The sequence below is a fragment of the Phycicoccus sp. Root563 genome (assembly GCF_001427915.1).
Classification (GTDB): domain Bacteria; phylum Actinomycetota; class Actinomycetes; order Actinomycetales; family Dermatophilaceae; genus Pedococcus.
Window position 1 is genome coordinate 852,250 of record NZ_LMGM01000001.1, and the last position, 17,608, is coordinate 869,857.

Genomic DNA, 17,608 nt, shown 5'->3' on the forward strand with positions numbered 1-17,608 from the left:
CGTCCTCCCCGTCCGAGCCCGGGCGATCCACCAAAGTGGTGATCGCTCTGCGCCAGAATGGGCGACATGACCAGACCCAGGCCCGTCGAGTGCTGGCTCACCGACATGGACGGGGTGCTCGTCCACGAGGAGAGCGCCATCCCGGGGGCCGCGGAGTTCCTCGCCGCCCTCACCGAGCACGGGCGCCGGTTCCTCGTGCTGACCAACAACTCGATCTTCACCCCGCGCGACCTCCGGGCCAGGCTGCTGGCCAGCGGCATCGACGTGCCCGAGGAGTCGATCTGGACCTCGGCCCTGGCCACCGCGCAGTTCCTCGACGACCAGCGACCCCGCGGGAGCGCGTTCGTCGTGGGCGAGTCCGGCCTGACGAACGCGCTCTACGACGTCGGCTACACGACCACCGAGCGCAACCCCGACTACGTCGTCCTCGGCGAGACCCGCACCTACTCGTTCGAGGCCATCACCAAGGCGATCCGGCTGATCGAGGGCGGTGCACGGTTCATCGCGACCAACCCCGACGTCAGCGGGCCGAGCCCGCAGGGCTCCCTGCCCGCGACGGGTTCGGTGGCCGCCCTGATCAGCGCCGCCACCGGCCGCCAGCCGTACTACATCGGCAAGCCCAACCCGCTGATGATGCGCAGCGCCCTCAACCGGATCGACGCGCACTCCGAGTCGACGGTGATGGTCGGCGACCGGATGGACACCGATGTCATCAGCGGCCTCGAGGCCGGCCTGCGGACGGTCCTCGTCCTGACGGGATCGACCCAGCGGCACCAGGTGGACCAGTTCCCCTACCAGCCGACGCGCGTCGTCGACTCGGTCGCCGACATCGTCCCGCTCGTGGCCGAGCTGCGCCCGCTCGACGGACCGTCCTAGCGGAGCCTGCTCGACGGACCGTCCTGACGGAGCCTGCTCGACGGACCGTCCTAGCGGGGGCCGAGGACGCTGTCGAGCAGCCCCGGGAAGGCCGCGTCCACCTCGTCGCGGCGCAGGGACACCAGCCGCTGTCGACCGTGGGGCTCGTTGCGGATCAGCCCGGCCTCGCGCAGCACCTTCATGAGGTGGGACTTGGTCGACTTGGGCAGGGCCGGGTTGGTCGCCCCGCACTGGGCCATCTCGAGGGGCCCGTCGACGAGGTCACGCACGATCTGCAGCCGGGCGGGGTCGCTCAGCGCGAAGAGCACGTCGGTCAGCGCGACGTCACCGAGGTCGGGGTGCACCAGCTCTGGCGTTCCACTCATGGTTCGACAATACTCGAACTGATTTCGCGCGATCGGGAATGCCCCACCTGCTGACACCGTTCGACAATTGTCGAACCAATGTCAGTCCCCCGAGTGTCGTCCCGAGAGGTTGCCGTCATGGCCGAGCGCACCACCCCCACCACGCTCCTGCCCGCCACGACACCCGCCGCGCCGTCGCGCCGGGAGCGTCGAGCGCGCCGACCCCACCGACCGGGCCGACTGGGTCGCGGCCCCGCCTTCACCACCGCCGTCGGTGCCGTCGCAGCCCTCATGGTCGGCGCCAGCGCCCCCTCCCCCTTCTACCCCGTCCTGCAGGCCCAGATCGGCTTCTCTGCCGGCACGATGACGACGATCTTCGGCGTCTACGCCCTCACCCTGCTCGCGACCCTGCTCGTCACCGGGTCGCTGTCCGACCACGTCGGCCGTCGTCCGGTCCTGGCCGTCGGCTTCGTCGTCCTCGCGGTGAGCATGCTCGGCTTCTGGCACGCCGACGACGTCACGACGCTGATGGTGTCCCGTGCCGTGCAGGGAGTCGCCGCCGGCCTGCTCATGTCGACGGTCTCCGCCGCCGCGGTCGACCTCGAACCCCCGACCCGTCCCGGGCTCGCCGCCACCGTCAACGGCGTGACCCCGATGGTGGGCCTGGCCGCGGGCGCCCTCGCCGCGGGTGCCGCCCTCGACTGGTCCCCCAGCGCACTGCCCGTCGTGTTCGGGACCCTCACCGCGGCCTACCTCGTCCTCGCGCTCGTCACCCTGGCCCTGCCGGAGACCTCACCCCGCCACGACGGTTGGCTGCGTTCCCTGCGGCCGCAGGTCGGCATCCCCGTCTCCGCGCGAAAAGCCTTCAACCGCAGCGCTCCCGCGCTCGTCGCCGGCTGGGCCACCGGTGGCCTCTACCTCTCGCTCGGCGCCCCGCTCGTCGCCTCGCTCGGTGGCCGTGACCACATCGCGCAGGGCGCGGCGGTCACGCTGCTCACCGGCACCGGCGGCCTCAGCTCCTACCTCGCGCGAGCCCGCTCCGCGCGGGCCGTCACCCTCTACGGCACCGTCATGCTCGCGGTCGGCACGGCGCTGACCCTGGTCGCGATGCACCTCGGGTCGCTGGTCGGGTTCCTGCTCGCCGTCGTCGTGGCGGGATCCGGCTTCGGCACGTCGTTCCTCGGGATCATGCGCTCGGTCACCCCCACCGTGGGCCCGGACCAGCGCGGCGAGCTCTTCTCCTCGGTCTTCGTCGTGAGCTACCTCGCCTTCGGGCTCCCTGCCGTGGCAGCGGGTTTCGCGGTGCCGCACCTCGGCCTCGAGACGACCGCGACCGTGTATGGCGTCGTCGTCGCCGTGCTCTCCGCCGCGGCGGCGCTCCTGCGCCGCTTCACCACGCGGGACTGACCACCGCGATCTGAGTACGGGTACGGATGCCGGACCCTGCCGGTCGACGGCAGGCTCGACGCGTCGCAGTCGGGGGAATGCGACAGCGCGGGGTACGAGCCGCGGGCGCAGTCAGGAGGGGAGGCCGCGTCGGGCTCGTGCCCCGTCAGATCCGGGTCAGTGCAGGCCGAGGTTGCGGTGCACCTCGAGGGTCGCCGTCGAGCGGTTCATGGTGATGAAGTGCAGCCCGGGCGCGCCCTCGCCGAGCATTCGGTTGGCCAGCTCGGTGGCGATCTGGACGCCCACCTCACGGGTGGCGGCAGGATCCCCCGACACCGCCTCCAACCGTGACACGACCGTCTCGGGCAGCGGCGTCCCCATGAGCTGGGACATCCGGGCGACCTGCTTGAAGTTCGTGACGGGCATGAGCCCGGGGGTGATCGGCAGGTCCGGGCGACGGGCTGCGACGGCGTCCCGCAGGCGCAGGTAGCTCTCGGCGTCGAAGACCATCTGGGTGATCGCGAAGCTCGCGCCCGCGTCGGCCTTGCGCACCATCACCTCGACGTCGTGCTCGAAGCTCGGCGAGGCCGGGTGGACGTCGGGGAACGCGGCCACACCGATGGTGAAGTCCCCCAACGACTTCACCAGCCCGACCAGGTCGGTGGCGTGGTTGAGGCCCTCGGGGTGGGGCACCCACTGCCCGCCGGGGTCGCCCGGCGGGTCACCGCGCAGGGCGAGGATGTTGCGCACACCCGAGGCGGCATACAGGCCCACGACCTGGCGCAGGGCGGCCACGGACGCACCGACGCACGTGAGGTGGGCCAACGGCGTCAGGGTCGTCTCCCGGGCGATCCGCTCGGTGACCCGCACGGTGCGGTCCTGGTTGGTGCCGCCGGCGCCGTAGGTCACGGACACGAAGTCCGGGCGCACCGACTCGAGCCGACGGATCGCGTCCCAGAGGACCGCCTCGCTCGCATCGTCCTTCGGGGGGAAGAACTCGAAGCTCATCGACGGCGCCGGCGAGGAGAGCATGCCGGGGATCGACCGGGTCAGCTGCGCCGGACGTTCGAGACGAGAGGGCTGCCCCAGTGCCATGGCGGTGAGACTAGTCGAGCACCCACACCGTAGGCTCAGGACCAGCACACGGTGAGACGACAGGGCACAGGAGGAGCGCGTGGTGGTCAGCCCCCTCGATGCCGCGCAGCTGCGCGAGCGCGTGCAGCGGTGCGTCGACGACGTGCTCGCCCACCAGTCCGGCGTCCTGGCCGAGGTCGGCCCGGACGCGCAGGAGCTGCTCGCAGCGGTGGCCCGCCTCCTCACCGGCGGCAAGCGCCTGCGCGCAGCCTTCCTCTACTGGGGCTACCGCGGTGCGGGCCAGCCCGACTCGGACGCGCTGGTGCGGGTGGCGACCGCCATGGAGTTCTTCCAGGCCGCCGCCCTGATCCACGACGACGTCATGGACGACAGCGACACCCGGCGCGGCATGCCTGCCGCCCACCGCTCGCTCGCCGCGCGCCACGAGGAGGAGTCGTGGTCCGGTGACGCCGGACGGTTCGGCGTGGCCGGTGCGATCCTCGCCGGCAACCTCTGCCTCAACTGGACCGAGGAGCTGTACGCCACCTCGGGCCTGGACGCGACCCACCTGGCCCGTGGTCGTGGTGTGTTCGACCTGATGCGCACCCAGCTCATGGGCGGGCAGTTCCTCGACGTGGTCGAGTCGGTCCGCTCCTGGGACGGCGTGCCGACGGCGGAGCGCATCGAACGGGCCGAGCGCGTCATCCGGTTCAAGAGCGCCAAGTACACGGTCGAGCACCCCCTGCTCATCGGGGCCAGCGCCGGTGGCGCGGACGGTGACGACCTGGCGGCCCTGTCGCGCTACGGCCTCGACCTCGGACAGGCGTTCCAGCTGCGCGACGACCTGCTCGGGGTGTTCGGCGACCCTGTGGCCACCGGCAAGCCCGCCGGCGACGACCTGCGCGAGGGCAAGCGGACCGTGCTCGTCGCCCACGCCCTCGCCGGGGCCGACGAGGCCGGGGTCGCCCTCGTCGAGGCGCACCTCGGCGACGCCGACCTGGACGGCGCGACGGTCGACCGGCTGCGTGAGGTCATCACGGCCAGCGGGGCCGTGGACGCCGTGGAGGCCGACATCGCCCGCCTCGCCGACTCGGCCCGGATGGCGCTGAAGTCGACGCGCGGCCTCGACCCCGAAGCCGTCGCGGTGCTCGACCAGCTGATCGACAGCGCCACCACCCGCGAGCACTGAGCGCCATACCCGGCCCCGACCGGCCAGGCGCGGACGGACGCCAGGGCGGGGCACCACGGCGGGCCCCGCGCGAGACGGCGACTAGAAGGCCTGCTCCATGGCGCGGCGACGCACCTCGGTCTTGAACCCGGCGGCCAGGTTGTCGACGGGCGTGCCGGGCACTCGCAGGGTCTCGTCGGGGGTGAACAACCAGGTGAGGATCTCCTCGTCGTCCATGCCGCCGTCCGTCAGCACGGTGAAGGTGCCACGGAGGTAGGGGTACACCGACTCCAGGAGGAACTGCTCGGGCACCGCCACGACGCGGCGCTCGCCGATGCGGGCACTGATCAGCTCGCGCTCCTCGATCAGCCGCCGCACGCTGGACAGGGGGATGCCGAGGCGTTCGGCGATGTCGGGGACGGTCAGCCAGGACCCGACGAGGTCCTCCAGGGACGTCTCGGGCGATGCGGGGGTCTGGTCGGTCACGGGGACAGCCTGCCAGCACGCGGGAGCATTGCAAATTACATCGATGTAAGTCGATATGGGACCGGTTGCGTGGTGTACCTTTCACTCTCGTCACAGTCGCCCCACCCCCCACTTGAGCACCTCCCCCCACTGCAGCACCGCTCCGCACGCGGTGGGCACCCCGAAAGGCACCCGATGTCCCCAGTGATCGCTCCCGCGGCGCTCCCTTCGGCGTCGACCCACGTCGTCACCGCGGTCGTCCAGAAGGCCAAGCCCGCTCCCCACGGCTGGACCTCCTACACCGTGCGCAGCGGCGACACCCTCGCCGCCATCGCCGACCGCCTCGGCACGACGACCGGCGTGCTCGTGTCCCGCAACCGCCTCTCCGGCGGGGGCAGCCACCTGTCGATCGGCCAGCACCTGTCCGTCCCCAAGTCCGCCGCGCAGGCCCGCTCCGAGGCCGCCCGCGCCCGCGCGGCAGCCAAGGCGCGTGCGGCCGCCATCGCCCGCAGCACGTACGTCGTGCGGTCCGGCGACACCCTCGGCGGCATCGCCGCCCGCAAGGGCGTCTCCCTGGCGGCGCTGCTCAAGACCAACCACCTGTCCAGCCGGTCCGTGCTCCAGATCGGCCAGAAGGTGCGGATCCCCGGAGCCGGGGCCGCGAGCGCCCACCGACCCTCGGGTGGTGGCAGGACGATGTCGACGACGCGCTACACCGTGCGCAGCGGCGACACCCTCAGCGCCATCGCCAGCCGCACCCGTACCCCCCTGGCCAAGCTCTACTCGCTGAACCACCTGAGCAGCCGCAGCACCATCTACCCCGGGCAGAAGCTCAAGGTCCGTGGCACGACCGCCGTCTCGCGCACCTCGACCTCCGGGTACACCGTGCGCAGTGGCGACACCCTCAGCGGCATCGCCGCCCGCCACGGCGTCTCGCTCGCCGCGCTGCTCAAGGAGAACCGGCTCCNNNCAGCGTCGGCCAGAAGCTGCGCCTCCCCGGCCGCAAGGCCTCGACGGCGAGCAGCGCCAACACCTTCGCCGGACGCACCTACCCGAGCTCGACCGTCGGCGCGGCGAACCGCAACCGCGACACCCTCGCCCGCTCCTCGGTGCCCACGCGCGACCAGACGCGGGCGATGATCATCGCGACGGCCCGCCGCCACGGCGTCGACCCGCGCCTCGCCCTCGCCGTCGCGTGGCAGGAGTCCGGCTGGAACCAGCGCCAGGTCTCGGTCGCGAACGCCATCGGCGTCATGCAGGTCATCCCGTCCTCCGGCGAGTGGGCCTCGCAGATGAGCGGCCGCAGGCTGAACCTCATGCGCACCCAGGACAACATCACCGCCGGGGTCGTCATCCTGCGCTCCCTGACGCGGTCGGCGAAGAACGTCGACCAGGCCATCGCGGGCTACTACCAGGGCCTCTACTCGGTCCAGCACCACGGGATGTACGCCGACACGAAGGTCTACGTGAAGGCCGTGAAGGCGCACCGCGCCCGCTTCTGAGGGGGTTCGTGGGGCCTCCCCCGGACCCGCCTGCATCAGTTGACCGGCTCGACCTCCTACACTTTGCGGGTGTCTTCCGGTGTCACCGAGTCCTTGCTCGGCCGTGTGCTCGACGGGCGTTACCGCGTCCAGTCGCACATCGCCGACGGCGGAATGGCGTCGGTGTACCTCGCTCTGGACACCCGCCTCGACCGTGACGTCGCCCTCAAGGTGCTGCGCAGGGACCTCGCACAGGACGAGGCGTTCGTCAGCCGGTTCCGGCGCGAGGCGCGGTCCGCGGCCCGCCTGTCGCACCCCAACGTCGTGTCGGTGTTCGACCAGGGCGACGACGACGGCCACATGTTCCTCGCGATGGAGTACGTCCCCGGGCAGACCCTCCGCGAGGTGATGAAGGCCGAGGGCCCACTCACCCCGAGGGCAGCCCTGGACATCATGGCGCCGGTCCTGCAGGCGCTCGGCGCCGCCCACCGCGCCGGCATCATCCACCGCGACGTCAAGCCCGAGAACATCATCCTGCGCGAGGACGACGGCACCGTGAAGGTCGCCGACTTCGGCCTGGCCCGCGCCGTGAGCAACCAGACGTCGCACTCCCAGACCGGCGTGCTCCTCGGCACGGTCGCCTACCTGTCCCCGGAGCAGGTCGAGCGCGGCATCGCCGACGCCCGCAGCGACGTGTATGCCGCCGGCCTGATCCTGTTCGAGATGCTCACCGGCTCGAAGGCGTTCACCGGCGACACCCCCATCCACATCGCCTACCAGCACGTGCACAGCTCGGTGCCCGCGCCGTCCTCGCGGGTCACCACGGTGCCGGCCGAGCTCGACGCGCTCGTCGCCCTGGCGACCTCCCGCGACCCCGACCAGCGCCCCGCCGACGCCGCGGACTTCCTGGCCGAGGTGCGCAGGTCCCGGGCCATGCTCACGCCCACCGAGCTCGACCGTCGACCGGAGGGTCCGTCGGCCCTGGGCCCGGGGGCGAGCACCGTCGCGGTCGAACGCACCAGTGCGCTGCCCGTCGAGGCCTCGCACGAGCCCCGCCAGTCACGCCCGGTCGGCCCGGTGGCCCTGCCGATCGACCACACCCCCACCGTCCCCCCGGGCCCCGACCCCTACGCCTCGGACGGTCGCGCCCTCGAGGGCCGGGTGGTGGGCGCGCGTCGCGACACCCCGTGGGGCTGGGTCGTCGCCGCCCTCGCGGTCCTGGCGATCGCCGGCATCGCGGCGTGGTGGTTCCTCGCCGGTCCCGGCTCACCGACGACGGTCCCCCGCGTGACCGGCCAGCAGTACACCCAGGCGCAGAGCGCCCTGCAGACCGCGCACCTGACCGCCAAGCGGGTCGACGCCTTCGACGAGACCATCCCCAAGGGCGTGGTCATGTCCACCGACCCGGGTGCCGGCACCGAGCTGCGCCGCAGCCAGGACGTCACCGTGACCGTGTCGAAGGGTCCGGAGCGGTATGCCGTGCCCCAGGTCGTGGGGGCCAGCGCCAACGAGGCGACGGCGAGGATCACCGCCGAGAAGCTCGTCGTCGGCGACACCAAGCAGGCCTTCGACGAGACCGTGGCCGCCGGCCTGGTGATCAGCGTGGATCCCAAGGAGGGCACCTCCCTCAAGCGCGGCACGAAGGTCACCATCACCGTGAGCAAGGGCCGCCAGCCGATCGAGGTCACCGACTTCACCGGCAAGCCCGCCGACGACGCCGTGAAGGACCTGACGGGCAAGGGCCTCGAGGTCGACGCGACGCAGCAGAAGAACGACGACACGGTGCCCAAGGGCTCCGTCATCTCCCAGACCCCCTCCAGCGGCAACCTCTTCAAGGGCGACAAGGTCACCCTCGTGGTCTCCAAGGGACCCGAGCTGGTCAAGGTCCCCGACGTGCAGGGCAAGCAGGAGGCCGAGGCCGTCCAGATGCTCAAGGACGCGGGTTTCCAGGTCAAGGTCGACCGGTTCATGGGTGGGATCTTCGGCACCGTCCGCAGCCAGAACCCCGCCGCCGGCACCGAGCAGCCGAAGAACAGCACCGTCACGCTCGTCATCGTCTGACGCTCTCTCGCCGACGACCGAGCCGACGACCGACCACCCCCGGGGCACCCTGTGCGAAACCTGTCTGCGAGCCGTCTCGCCACCCTCCTGCTCCTCTCTGTCACGGCGGTCTGGGGCTCGACGTTCTTCCTCATCCGCGACCTCGTGCAGCACGTCCCGTCGGCCGACTTCCTCGCCGTGCGGTTCGCGATCGCGGCCGTCGTCATGGCCGTGGTGTTCCGTCGCCAGACGCTGGCGCTCACCCGGCGCGAGGTCGGGATCGGGGTCGGTCTCGGCGTCCTCTACGGGCTCGCCCAGCTGCTGCAGACCGTCGGGCTGGAGCACACCGACGCGTCGGTCTCGGGCTTCGTCACGGGCACCTACGTCGTGCTCACGCCGGTCCTCGGCGCGGTGCTGCTCCGCGACCGCATACCGCTGTCCACCTGGCTGGCCGTCGCCCTGGCGACGATCGGACTGGGGGTCCTGTCCTTGCGGGGGATGTCGGTGGGGTTCGGTGAGGCGGTGACCCTGGCCGCCGCCGTCCTCTACGCCCTGCACATCATCGGCCTCGGTCGCTTCTCCACCGCGGGCTCGGCCACCGGGCTGGCGACGGTGCAGGCGTTCGTCATCACGGCCGTGGCGCTGGTCGGGGCCGTCCCCGGCGGGATCACGCTGCCGCAGGGCGGCGGCCAGTGGGCATCCTTGCTCTACATGGCCCTGGTCGCGGGTGCCGTCGCGCTGTGGGCGCAGACCTGGGCGCAGTCCCACCTGCCGGCGACGCGGGCGGCGATCGTCATGACGATGGAGCCGGTGTTCGCGGCGTTGTTCGCGGTGCTGCTCGGGGGCGAGTCCCTCACGGCGCGCATGCTCGTCGGTGGCGGGCTCGTCCTGGTCGCCATGTACGTCGTGGAGATCCTCGGCAGGCGGTCCCCCGGCGCCACCGCCGAGCAGGACCGCCCGGCCGAGCTGCTGCACCACGAGGTCTGACCCGACTGCGCGGGAGGGGTGCCCCCAGGCACCAGAGGAAAGGCGCTCCTAGAAGGTGTCGCCCCTGCGCCAGGTCATCTCCTGCAGCTCGAACCCGTTGCCGTCGGGGTCGGTGAAGTCCGCGCCCCTGACCCCGCCCCCGAAGTCATGGATCTCGCCGACCTCCACACCCCGGCCGACGAGCTCGGCCCGGGCGGCGTCGAGGTCCTCCACCACCAGGTGCAGGCCGCGCATGCTGCCCGGCTCACCGTCGTACACGGGCAGGCCCGTCCCGAAACCGATCGAGCAGCCCGAACCGTCGGGCGTCACCTGCACGATGCGCATGCCCGGGGCGGGCTCGACGTCGACGTCCTTGGTGAAGCCGAGCCGCTCGGTGTAGAAGGCGATCGAGCGCTCCACGTCGGAGACGGGGACGGGGATCAGTTCGAGCTTCATCTGCATCGGGGTCGTGCCTTCCCTGGGGCGGTCATCGTCCGCGCGAGCATCCCACACGACGCCGACACCGCACTGCTGGTCGGCGGTGGCAGCGCGCACGACAATGACGACATGGGCGGCGCACAGGACGTGGTGGCCTTCCGGCTCTGGCCGCCGGTCGCCATCGGTGCACCCCTGCTCGTGGGATGGCTCGCGACGGCGCGGTGGGGCGACCCCGTCGACCTCGGCGGGTGGCGGGTGCCGGTCGGCTGGGCCCTCGTGGTGTTCTTCCTGGGGTGGAACGGCTGGTCGCTGTGGCTGTTCGGTCGCCACGGGACCGGGCTGCTCCCGGGCCAGGAGACGCACGCGATGATCGTCGAGGGTCCCTACCGGCTCTCCCGCAACCCCCTGTACGTCGGGCTCCTCGCGCTCTACCTCGCGCTGGCCCTGCTGGGGTCGACCACCTGGGGGCTGGTCCTGTTCCCCGTCGCGGTGCTGCTCGTGCGCTGGGGCGCCATCGCCCCCGAGGAGCGGTTCCTGCGCGCGCGTTTCGGCGAGCAGTACGACGACTACGCCCGACGGGTGCGGCGCTGGGTCTGAGGGTCCGGCGCGGCGGGTGGTCAGGCCGCGGAGGGTCCCTGCTCGAGCAGGGGCACCAGCGCATCGGTCGCACGGGCGGTGCCGGCGTCGTCGACGTCGAGGTGCCAGACGAGCCGGACCCCGGTGGCGCTCACCGGATAGAGGCGTATGCCGCGACGGCCCGCCTCCTCGACGAAGGCGGCCGATGTCCACCCCGCGACCGACACGTCGAGCACGACGATGTTGGTCTGCACCGTGGCCGGGTCGATCGACCCCGGGACCGCCTGAGCCGCCGCGGTCGCGAAGCGGTGCGCCCGCGCGTGGTCGTCGGCGAGCCGTTCCACGTGGTGGTCGAGGGCGTGCAGGCCGGCCGCGGCGAGGATGCCCACCTGCCGCATGCCGCCACCGAACCGCTTGCGCCAGATGCGGGCCGCGGCCATCCGGTCGCGCGACCCCACGAGCACCGAACCCACGGGGGCGCCGAGGCCCTTGGAGAGGCAGACGCTGACGGTGTCGAAGTGCCGGCCGTAGTCGGACAGCGCGACGCCGGTGGCCACGTGGGCGTTCCAGAGGCGGGCCCCGTCGAGGTGCATGGCGACGCCGCGCGCCTGGGTGCCAGCGCGCAGCGCCACGATCTGGTCGAGCGGCTGGACCGTGCCCCCGCCGAAGTTGTGGGTGTTCTCCACGACCACGAGCCGCGTGTTGACCTGGTAGGTGCCGCCGTCCGGGATCATCAGGGCGAGCGGGTCCGCCGCGTCGAGCAGGCCCCGCGTGGCCACCCACGACCGCGACGACAGCCCGGACAGTGCGGCGGCGGCGCCCATCTCGGCACGCAGCACGTGCGCGAGGGAGTCGGCCACGAGCTCCTCGCCCGGGTTGACGTGCAGGCGCAGCCCCAGCTGGTTGGCCATCGAGCCCGAGGGCGTGAAGAGCGCGTCCTCGTGGCCGAGGAGCCCGGCGACGCGCTCCTCCAGCTCGCGGACGGTGGGGTCCTCGCCGAACACGTCGTCACCGACGGCGGCGGTGGCCATGGCGTGGCGCATCGCCTCCGTCGGCCGCGTCAGGGTGTCGGACAGCAGGTCGACGTCGACAGGGGTGCTCATCAGCGCGGTCAGTCCTTGGCCAGCATCTCGGCGACGAGGAACGCCAGCTCCAGGCTCTGCTGGTGGTTGAGGCGGGGGTCGCAGACCGTCTCGTAGCGCTTGTTGAGGTCGGCGTCGAGGATCTTCTCGGCGCCGCCGATGCACTCGGTGACGTCGTTGCCGGTGAGCTCGACGTGGATGCCGCCGGGAACGGTGCCGAGCCCACGGTGCACCTCGAAGAACCCGCGCACCTCCTCGACGACGTCCTCGAAGTCACGCGTCTTGTACCCGCTGGCCGACTCGAAGGTGTTGCCGTGCATCGGGTCGCAGATCCAGGTGACCTGCGCGCCCGAGGCGGTGATCTTCTCGACCAGGGTCGGCAGCGCCTCACGGACGGTCTTGGCGCCCATCCGGGTGATGAACGTCAGGCGCCCCGGCTCGCGGTCGGGGTCGACCTTGTCGATGAGGCGCAGGACGTCGTCGACCTCCGCCTTCGCCGACAGCTTCACGCCGATCGGGTTGAGCACCTTGGAGACGAAGTCCACGTGTGCGCCGTCGAGGTCGCGGGTGCGCTCCCCGACCCAGATGAAGTGGCCGCTGGTGTCGTAGAGCTCGCCGGTGCGGCTGTCGACGCGGGTCAGCGGACGCTCGTAGTCGAGCAGCAGCGCCTCGTGGGCGGAGAAGAACTCGGTCGTGCGCATGGCGTCGAAGTCGGCGCCACAGGCCGACATGAACTTCATCGCCTTGTCGATGTCCTTGGCCAGGTGCTCGTAGCGGCTGTTGGCCGAGTTGGAGACGAAGCCCTTGTTCCAGTCGTGGACGTGGCGCAGGTCGGCGAAGCCACCCATGGTGAAGGCACGCACGAGGTTCAGCGTCGCCGAGCTCGCGTGGTAGGCCTTGACGAGGCGCTGCGGGTCGGGCGTGCGCGACTCGAGGGTGAACTCGAAGTCGTTGACCATGTCACCGCGGTAGGCCGGCAGGGTCACGCCCTCGCGCGTCTCGTCACCGCTGCTGCGCGGCTTGGCGTACTGACCGGCCATCCGGCCGACCTTGACCACCGGCACGGAAGCGCCGTAGGTGAGGACGGCAGCCATCTGCAGGATCGTCTTGACGCGGTCGCGGATGTTGTCGGCGGTCGCGGCGGCGAACGTCTCGGCGCAGTCGCCGCCCTGGAGGACGAACGCCTCGCCGCGGGCGGCAGCAGCCATCCGCGACTTCAGGACGTCGCACTCACCGGCGAACACCAGGGGCGGATACGACGCGAGCTCGGCGACGGCGCTGGAGAGGCGGGCGGCGTCGGGCCAGACCGGCTGCTGGGCAGCGGGGAGGTCGGCGCCGGCCGCGAGGCTGGCGAGGGCGTCCTGGTGCGTGGTGCTCACCCGCCAAGGATAGGTGCGCGCCGGACCGCCCCGTCCCCCAGCCCGCATCGCGGTCACCGACGGCCGCGGTATGGCGCCCGCCTCAGGCTTCGGGGGTGTCCAGTCCCCGGGCGATGGCGAACCGGACGAGCTCGATCCGGTTGTGCATCTGGAGCTTGCCCAAGGTGTTCTGCACGTGGTTCTGCACGGTGCGGTGGGAGATGAACAGCTCGGCTGCGATCTCCTTGTAGGACATGCCGGTGGCGACCAGCTTGAGCACCTCGGTCTCCCGCTCCGTGAGCTCGGGGATCGGTCGCGAGGGGTCGGCCTGCGGCTGGGTCGACATCTTGCGGAACTCCCCCAGCACCAGCCCGGCGAGTCCCGGCGTGAAGACCGCCTCCCCGCGGGCGGTGGCCTCCACCGCGGCCACGATCTGCTCCCGGGTCGCCGACTTCACGAGGTACCCGGTGGCCCCGGCCTTGACCGCCTCGAGGACGTCCTGCTGCTCCCCCGACGCCGACAGGACCAGCACGCGGGTCTCCAGCGACCCGAGGGCGGCACACACCTCGTGGCCGCGCAGCCCCGGCAGGTTGAGGTCGAGCACCAGCACGTCCGGACGGGTCGCCTTGGTCCGGTTGACGGCGGACGGCCCGTCGTCGGCGGTGGCGAGCACCGTCATCCCGGCCTCGGCGAGGTCGCGGGCGACCGCGTCCCTCCACAGCGGGTGGTCGTCGGCGACGACCACCCTGAGCGGGTCCGACGTCCCGGTGACCGCTGCGGACTCCTGCTGGTCGTTCATGCGACTCCTCCACCCGGGGCGCCCGTCCTGGGTGCCCGCATCGTCACCGTCGTCCCCGAGCCCTCCCGGCCCGAGTACACCGCTTCTCCCCCGAGGTCGGCCAGCCGTCCGCGGATGCTCGACGAGGCACCGAGGCGTCCTGCCGCGGCGGCCTCTGCGAGGCGACCCGGCGGCATACCGGCGCCGTTGTCGCGCACCGTCAGGGCCACGGTCTCCCCCTCGTCCTCGACCAGGACCCACGCCTGGGCGTCGTCGCCGGCGTGCTGGCGCACGTTGTCCAGCGCGGCACCGACCGCGGCCACGAGCTCTCCCGCGACGCGGGGTGGCACGAGCACGGGATCGGCCGGGGCGACGAGGTGGACCCGGCCCTCGGCGTACCGCCCGAGCTGCTGGCGCAGGTCGACGTCCCCGTGCACGGCGCTGGCCGACTCGTCGGGCGTCGCGCCGCTGACCAGGGCCCGCAGGAGGCGCTCCTGGTCTGCTGCCATCTCGCCGAGCTGCATGGCCTCGCCCCCGAGCTGGGCCCCGCGCCGGTTGATGAAGGCCAGGGTCTGCAGGACCCCGTCGTGGACCGTGCGTGCGAGGCGTTCGCGCTCGCGCACCTGGGCCTCGAGGGCGATGGCCTCACGCAGCCTCGCGTGGCCCTCCCTGGCGAGGTCGACGGCGTAGCCGATGAGGGTGCCGATGAGCAGCAGCAGGACGATGTTGTTGATCGTGTTGGGCGTGGCCCGTCCCACCTCGACGAGGTCGACGAGGCCGATGAGGACCGAGGCGGCCAGACCACCCCTGCGGCCGAACAGCACCGCGGCCGAGACGACGCCGGCGGCAGGCCAGAACGTCGGCAGGGTCCGCGAACCCGCCTCGATCGACGCGGCCGAGTCCACCAGCCGGGTCGCGAGGATCGCCCCCGCACCGAGCAGCAGCTCCACCACCACGAGCGAGAGGCGACGCCGCCGGTAGAGGACGAGGAACACCGTCCAGACGGCGAGGATCCCCAGGACCGTCCAGGCCAGGGCGGGACGCACGAGGTCCTGGGGCCGGTCCCACAGCGAGTACGCGGCATACGCGAGCGCGATGGGGCGGAAGACGTCGATGCCCTTCCAGAACGCCGACACGACCGCGGGCTCGGAGTCGGGCACGGCCACCGGCCACACCCGGCGACCCGCTCCGCGCACGCCGCGCTCCCCCGCTGCCACGCCCTCCCCCGACGTCAACGGCTCAGCTGGCCTCGCGCCGGCGGCGGCGCCCGCGCGGTTCGTCCTCGTCGCCGACCTCGGAGCCGCCACCGCGCTCGGTGGTCTCGTCGATGTCGGCGGCGGCGTCGTCCACGCGGCGGCGGGCCCGACGGATCGCCTCGTCGTCGTGCGCGTCGAGGGCCTCCTCGAGCTCCTTCGCAGCCGACCCCGGCAGGGCTGCCTCCTGCAGCTCACGGGCCTTGGTCTTGGCGGCGGCCAGGATGCGGTCCTTCATCGACGTCGCGTACATGTCGACGTACTCCTGGCCGGACAGCAGCATGAGCTCGTACATGATCTCGTCGGTGATGGAGCGCAGGACGAAGCGGTCGTCCTCCATGCCCTCGTACCGCGAGAAGTCGAGCGGCTTGCCGATCTTCACGCCGATCCGCATGAGCTTGGGGATCTTCTTGCCGGTCGGCTGGGCCTTGTCGGTGCCGATCATCGCGACGGGCAGGACGACGACACCACCCTCGAGGGCCATCCGGGCCACACCGGTGCGGCCGCGGTAGAGCCGGCCGTCGGGGCTGCGAGTGCCCTCGGGGTAGATGCCGAGCATCTCGCCACGACGCAGGACCCGCAGTCCGGAGCGCAGCGCGGCCTCACCCGCGCGACCACCGGAACGGTCGACGGGCAGCTGCCCCACACCGCGGAAGAAGGCCGCCGTGAGGCGGCCCTTGATCCCCCGTCCGGTGAAGTAGTCCGACTTCGCCAGGAACGTCATCCGCCGGGGCACGACGAGCGGTAGGAAGATGGAGTCCGAGAACGACAGGTGGTTGCTCGCGAAGATGACGGGCCCCTCCTCGGGGATGTTCTCCTCGCCCTCGACCCACGGGCGGAACAACAGCTTGAGGATCGGGCCGAGCACGACCGTCTTCAGAACCCAGTAGAACAACCGTTCACCTCCATGTGACGCGGTGAACTCTACGGCACTCTGTACGCCCGTCGTGGTGCGTGCGAGGATGCGCGCCAACGTCCGTCCGTGGCCCGCCCTAGGAGCGCCCCCCTTGTCCGTCCGACCCGGTGCAGAGCCCTACTCCCACGACGGGACGGGCGACCTCGGCCGCACCGGCGTCGTCCTCGCCCACGGGTTCACGGGGAGCCCCGCGAGCATGCGCCCCTGGGGCCAGTTCCTCGCCGACGCCGGCCACACCGTGCGCGTCCCCCGGCTGCCCGGCCACGGCACGACGTGGCAGGAGATGAACCGCACCAGGTGGCAGGACTGGTATGCCGCGGTGGACCGTGCCTTCCGCGAGCTGCACGAGCAGTGCGACCAGGTGTTCGTGGGCGGCCTCTCCATGGGTGGTGCCCTCGCCACCCGGCTCGCCCAGGAGCACGGCCCGCGGGTGAAGGGCCTGATGCTCGTCAACCCCGCGTACAAGGTGGAGGACGTCCGCCTCAAGGCCCTGCCGGTCCTGCAGGCCGTCCTGCCGTCGCTGCCGGGGATCGGCAACGACATCAAGAAGCCGGGCGAGGACGAGATCTGCTACGACCGCATCCCGCTCAAGGCGCTCTACTCCCAGACCCAGCTGTGGGCGACGGTGGTCCGCGACCTGCCCGAGGTGACCCAGCCGGTGGTGCTCTGGCACAGCGCCGACGACCACGTCGTGCCCGCCTCGAGCTCCGAGCTGTTCCTCTCGCGCACGTCGAGCACCGACGTCACCGAGCACGTCCTGCACGACAGCTTCCACGTGGCTACCCTCGACCACGACGCGCCACGTATCTTTGAGGAGTCGGTGCAGTTCATCGAGCGGCTCAGCTGATCGCGCAGCCCTCCCCAGCAGGAAGCAGGACCGTCATGGGCGACAAGGACGTCGACGCGCAGTTCGCGGACATCGTCGCGCACTGGGACGACGTCGAGTCGCTGCCGGACAAGCCGCACCACAGCGGCGTCAACCCGCCGCTCGAGCCCGACACCCACGTCAACCCGCCGCCGACCCGTCCGTTCGTCGTGTGGCGCGGCGCCGAGGTCGAGCCGCCTCCCGTCACCCCGGAGCCCGAGCAGGACACCCCACCGGCCGAGCTCGTCGACCTCGACGACGAGGAGCACTTCGAGCCCGGCCCCACCGCCCCCCTGCCTCCGCAGGAGGACCTGCACTTCTGGGGCATCGTCGTCGGGCTGGTCGTCGGACCGCTCCTCGTGCTCTGGCTGGTGCTGTTCCGTCCCCAGGTCAGTGGCTGGTGGACCCTCGCAGCCGTCGTGCTGACCGTGGGTGGTTTCGTCCTGCTCGTCCTGCGCCAGCCGCACGACCGCGACGAGCACGACCCCGACAACGGGGCCCGCGTCTGACCGAGGCGCTCGCCACGCCTCCCTTCCTTGCCT

19 protein-coding genes are annotated in these 17,608 nt (G+C 71.9%); 10 read left to right on the forward strand and 9 right to left on the reverse strand.

All coding sequences use genetic code 11. The features are described from left to right. Nucleotides 1-66 precede the first annotated feature (66 nt). Nucleotides 67-876: an HAD-IIA family hydrolase gene (locus ASD62_RS04060; RefSeq protein WP_056917152.1), complete on the forward strand. Its 810-nt coding sequence runs from the start codon at nucleotides 67-69 to the stop codon at nucleotides 874-876. A gap of 50 nt (nucleotides 877-926) precedes the next feature. On the opposite strand, the gene ASD62_RS04065 is transcribed toward ASD62_RS04060, so the two are convergent. Next, nucleotides 927-1,241: a transcriptional regulator gene (locus ASD62_RS04065; protein WP_056914859.1), complete on the reverse strand. Its 315-nt coding sequence runs from the start codon at nucleotides 1,239-1,241 to the stop codon at nucleotides 927-929. A gap of 117 nt (nucleotides 1,242-1,358) precedes the next feature. Here ASD62_RS04065 and ASD62_RS04070 point away from each other — a divergent pair, with 117 nt between their 5' ends. After that, the gene (locus ASD62_RS04070) at nucleotides 1,359-2,627 is read left to right on the forward strand and encodes an MFS transporter (RefSeq protein ID WP_157581322.1); all 1,269 of its coding nucleotides are present in this window, start codon (nucleotides 1,359-1,361) and stop codon (nucleotides 2,625-2,627) included. Nucleotides 2,628-2,783: 156 nt separating this feature from the next. On the opposite strand, the gene metF is transcribed toward ASD62_RS04070, so the two are convergent. After that, nucleotides 2,784-3,701: a methylenetetrahydrofolate reductase [NAD(P)H] gene (metF, locus tag ASD62_RS04075; RefSeq protein WP_056914860.1), complete on the reverse strand. Its 918-nt coding sequence runs from the start codon at nucleotides 3,699-3,701 to the stop codon at nucleotides 2,784-2,786. Nucleotides 3,702-3,783: 82 nt separating this feature from the next. Here metF and ASD62_RS04080 point away from each other — a divergent pair, with 82 nt between their 5' ends. Continuing rightward, nucleotides 3,784-4,869: a polyprenyl synthetase family protein gene (locus ASD62_RS04080; RefSeq protein ID WP_056917154.1), complete on the forward strand. Its 1,086-nt coding sequence runs from the start codon at nucleotides 3,784-3,786 to the stop codon at nucleotides 4,867-4,869. 81 nt (nucleotides 4,870-4,950) lie between these two features. Here ASD62_RS04080 and ASD62_RS04085 read toward each other — a convergent pair whose 3' ends face one another. Continuing rightward, nucleotides 4,951-5,334 (reverse strand): Rv2175c family DNA-binding protein, encoded by a 384-nt coding sequence (locus ASD62_RS04085; RefSeq protein ID WP_056914861.1) that lies wholly within the window; start codon nucleotides 5,332-5,334, stop codon nucleotides 4,951-4,953. A gap of 174 nt (nucleotides 5,335-5,508) precedes the next feature. Between ASD62_RS04085 and ASD62_RS04090 the strand changes: the two genes are divergently transcribed. The 4 genes from ASD62_RS04090 to ASD62_RS04105 all read left to right on the forward strand — a co-directional run. Next, nucleotides 5,509-6,280: LysM peptidoglycan-binding domain-containing protein (locus tag ASD62_RS04090; protein WP_235530623.1), on the forward strand; the 772-nt coding region annotated here is incomplete at its 3' end. A gap of 169 nt (nucleotides 6,281-6,449) precedes the next feature. Then, nucleotides 6,450-6,815, forward strand: coding sequence for a lytic transglycosylase domain-containing protein (locus ASD62_RS04095; RefSeq protein ID WP_200956850.1), 366 nt, complete (start codon nucleotides 6,450-6,452; stop codon nucleotides 6,813-6,815). A 69-nt stretch (nucleotides 6,816-6,884) separates the two neighbouring features. Then, nucleotides 6,885-8,855, forward strand: coding sequence for a Stk1 family PASTA domain-containing Ser/Thr kinase (gene pknB, locus ASD62_RS04100; protein WP_056914864.1), 1,971 nt, complete (start codon nucleotides 6,885-6,887; stop codon nucleotides 8,853-8,855). 51 nt (nucleotides 8,856-8,906) lie between these two features. Beyond that, on the forward strand, nucleotides 8,907-9,821 hold the full coding sequence (locus ASD62_RS04105) for a DMT family transporter (RefSeq protein ID WP_056914865.1): 915 nt from the start codon (nucleotides 8,907-8,909) through the stop codon (nucleotides 9,819-9,821). A 48-nt stretch (nucleotides 9,822-9,869) separates the two neighbouring features. On the opposite strand, the gene ASD62_RS04110 is transcribed toward ASD62_RS04105, so the two are convergent. Further along, nucleotides 9,870-10,256, reverse strand: coding sequence for a VOC family protein (locus ASD62_RS04110; RefSeq protein ID WP_369818748.1), 387 nt, complete (start codon nucleotides 10,254-10,256; stop codon nucleotides 9,870-9,872). A gap of 111 nt (nucleotides 10,257-10,367) precedes the next feature. Here ASD62_RS04110 and ASD62_RS04115 point away from each other — a divergent pair, with 111 nt between their 5' ends. Further along, complete coding sequence (locus ASD62_RS04115) at nucleotides 10,368-10,835, forward strand: isoprenylcysteine carboxylmethyltransferase family protein (RefSeq protein ID WP_056914866.1); 468 nt, start codon at nucleotides 10,368-10,370, stop codon at nucleotides 10,833-10,835. 20 nt (nucleotides 10,836-10,855) lie between these two features. Here ASD62_RS04115 and ASD62_RS04120 read toward each other — a convergent pair whose 3' ends face one another. From ASD62_RS04120 to ASD62_RS04140, 5 genes are all read right to left on the reverse strand, one after another. After that, the gene (locus tag ASD62_RS04120) at nucleotides 10,856-11,917 is read right to left on the reverse strand and encodes a low specificity L-threonine aldolase (RefSeq protein ID WP_056914867.1); all 1,062 of its coding nucleotides are present in this window, start codon (nucleotides 11,915-11,917) and stop codon (nucleotides 10,856-10,858) included. An 8-nt stretch (nucleotides 11,918-11,925) separates the two neighbouring features. Continuing rightward, nucleotides 11,926-13,275 (reverse strand): class II 3-deoxy-7-phosphoheptulonate synthase, encoded by a 1,350-nt coding sequence (locus ASD62_RS04125; protein ID WP_056914868.1) that lies wholly within the window; start codon nucleotides 13,273-13,275, stop codon nucleotides 11,926-11,928. An 82-nt stretch (nucleotides 13,276-13,357) separates the two neighbouring features. Then, a complete protein-coding gene (locus ASD62_RS04130) occupies nucleotides 13,358-14,053 on the reverse strand; it encodes a response regulator transcription factor (protein WP_056914869.1) in 696 nt (231 codons plus the stop codon). Then, the gene (macS, locus tag ASD62_RS04135; RefSeq protein ID WP_157581324.1) at nucleotides 14,050-15,249 is read right to left on the reverse strand and encodes a MacS family sensor histidine kinase; all 1,200 of its coding nucleotides are present in this window, start codon (nucleotides 15,247-15,249) and stop codon (nucleotides 14,050-14,052) included. Before macS ends, ASD62_RS04130 begins: the two co-directional genes overlap by 4 nt. 22 nt (nucleotides 15,250-15,271) lie before the next feature. Next, the gene (locus ASD62_RS04140; RefSeq protein WP_082580564.1) at nucleotides 15,272-16,180 is read right to left on the reverse strand and encodes a 1-acyl-sn-glycerol-3-phosphate acyltransferase; all 909 of its coding nucleotides are present in this window, start codon (nucleotides 16,178-16,180) and stop codon (nucleotides 15,272-15,274) included. Nucleotides 16,181-16,292: 112 nt separating this feature from the next. Here ASD62_RS04140 and ASD62_RS04145 point away from each other — a divergent pair, with 112 nt between their 5' ends. Both ASD62_RS04145 and ASD62_RS04150 read left to right on the forward strand, forming a co-directional pair. Continuing rightward, complete coding sequence (locus ASD62_RS04145; protein ID WP_200947695.1) at nucleotides 16,293-17,048, forward strand: carboxylesterase; 756 nt, start codon at nucleotides 16,293-16,295, stop codon at nucleotides 17,046-17,048. A 35-nt stretch (nucleotides 17,049-17,083) separates the two neighbouring features. Beyond that, nucleotides 17,084-17,575: a hypothetical protein gene (locus ASD62_RS04150; protein ID WP_056914872.1), complete on the forward strand. Its 492-nt coding sequence runs from the start codon at nucleotides 17,084-17,086 to the stop codon at nucleotides 17,573-17,575. Nucleotides 17,576-17,608: the final 33 nt, after the last annotated feature.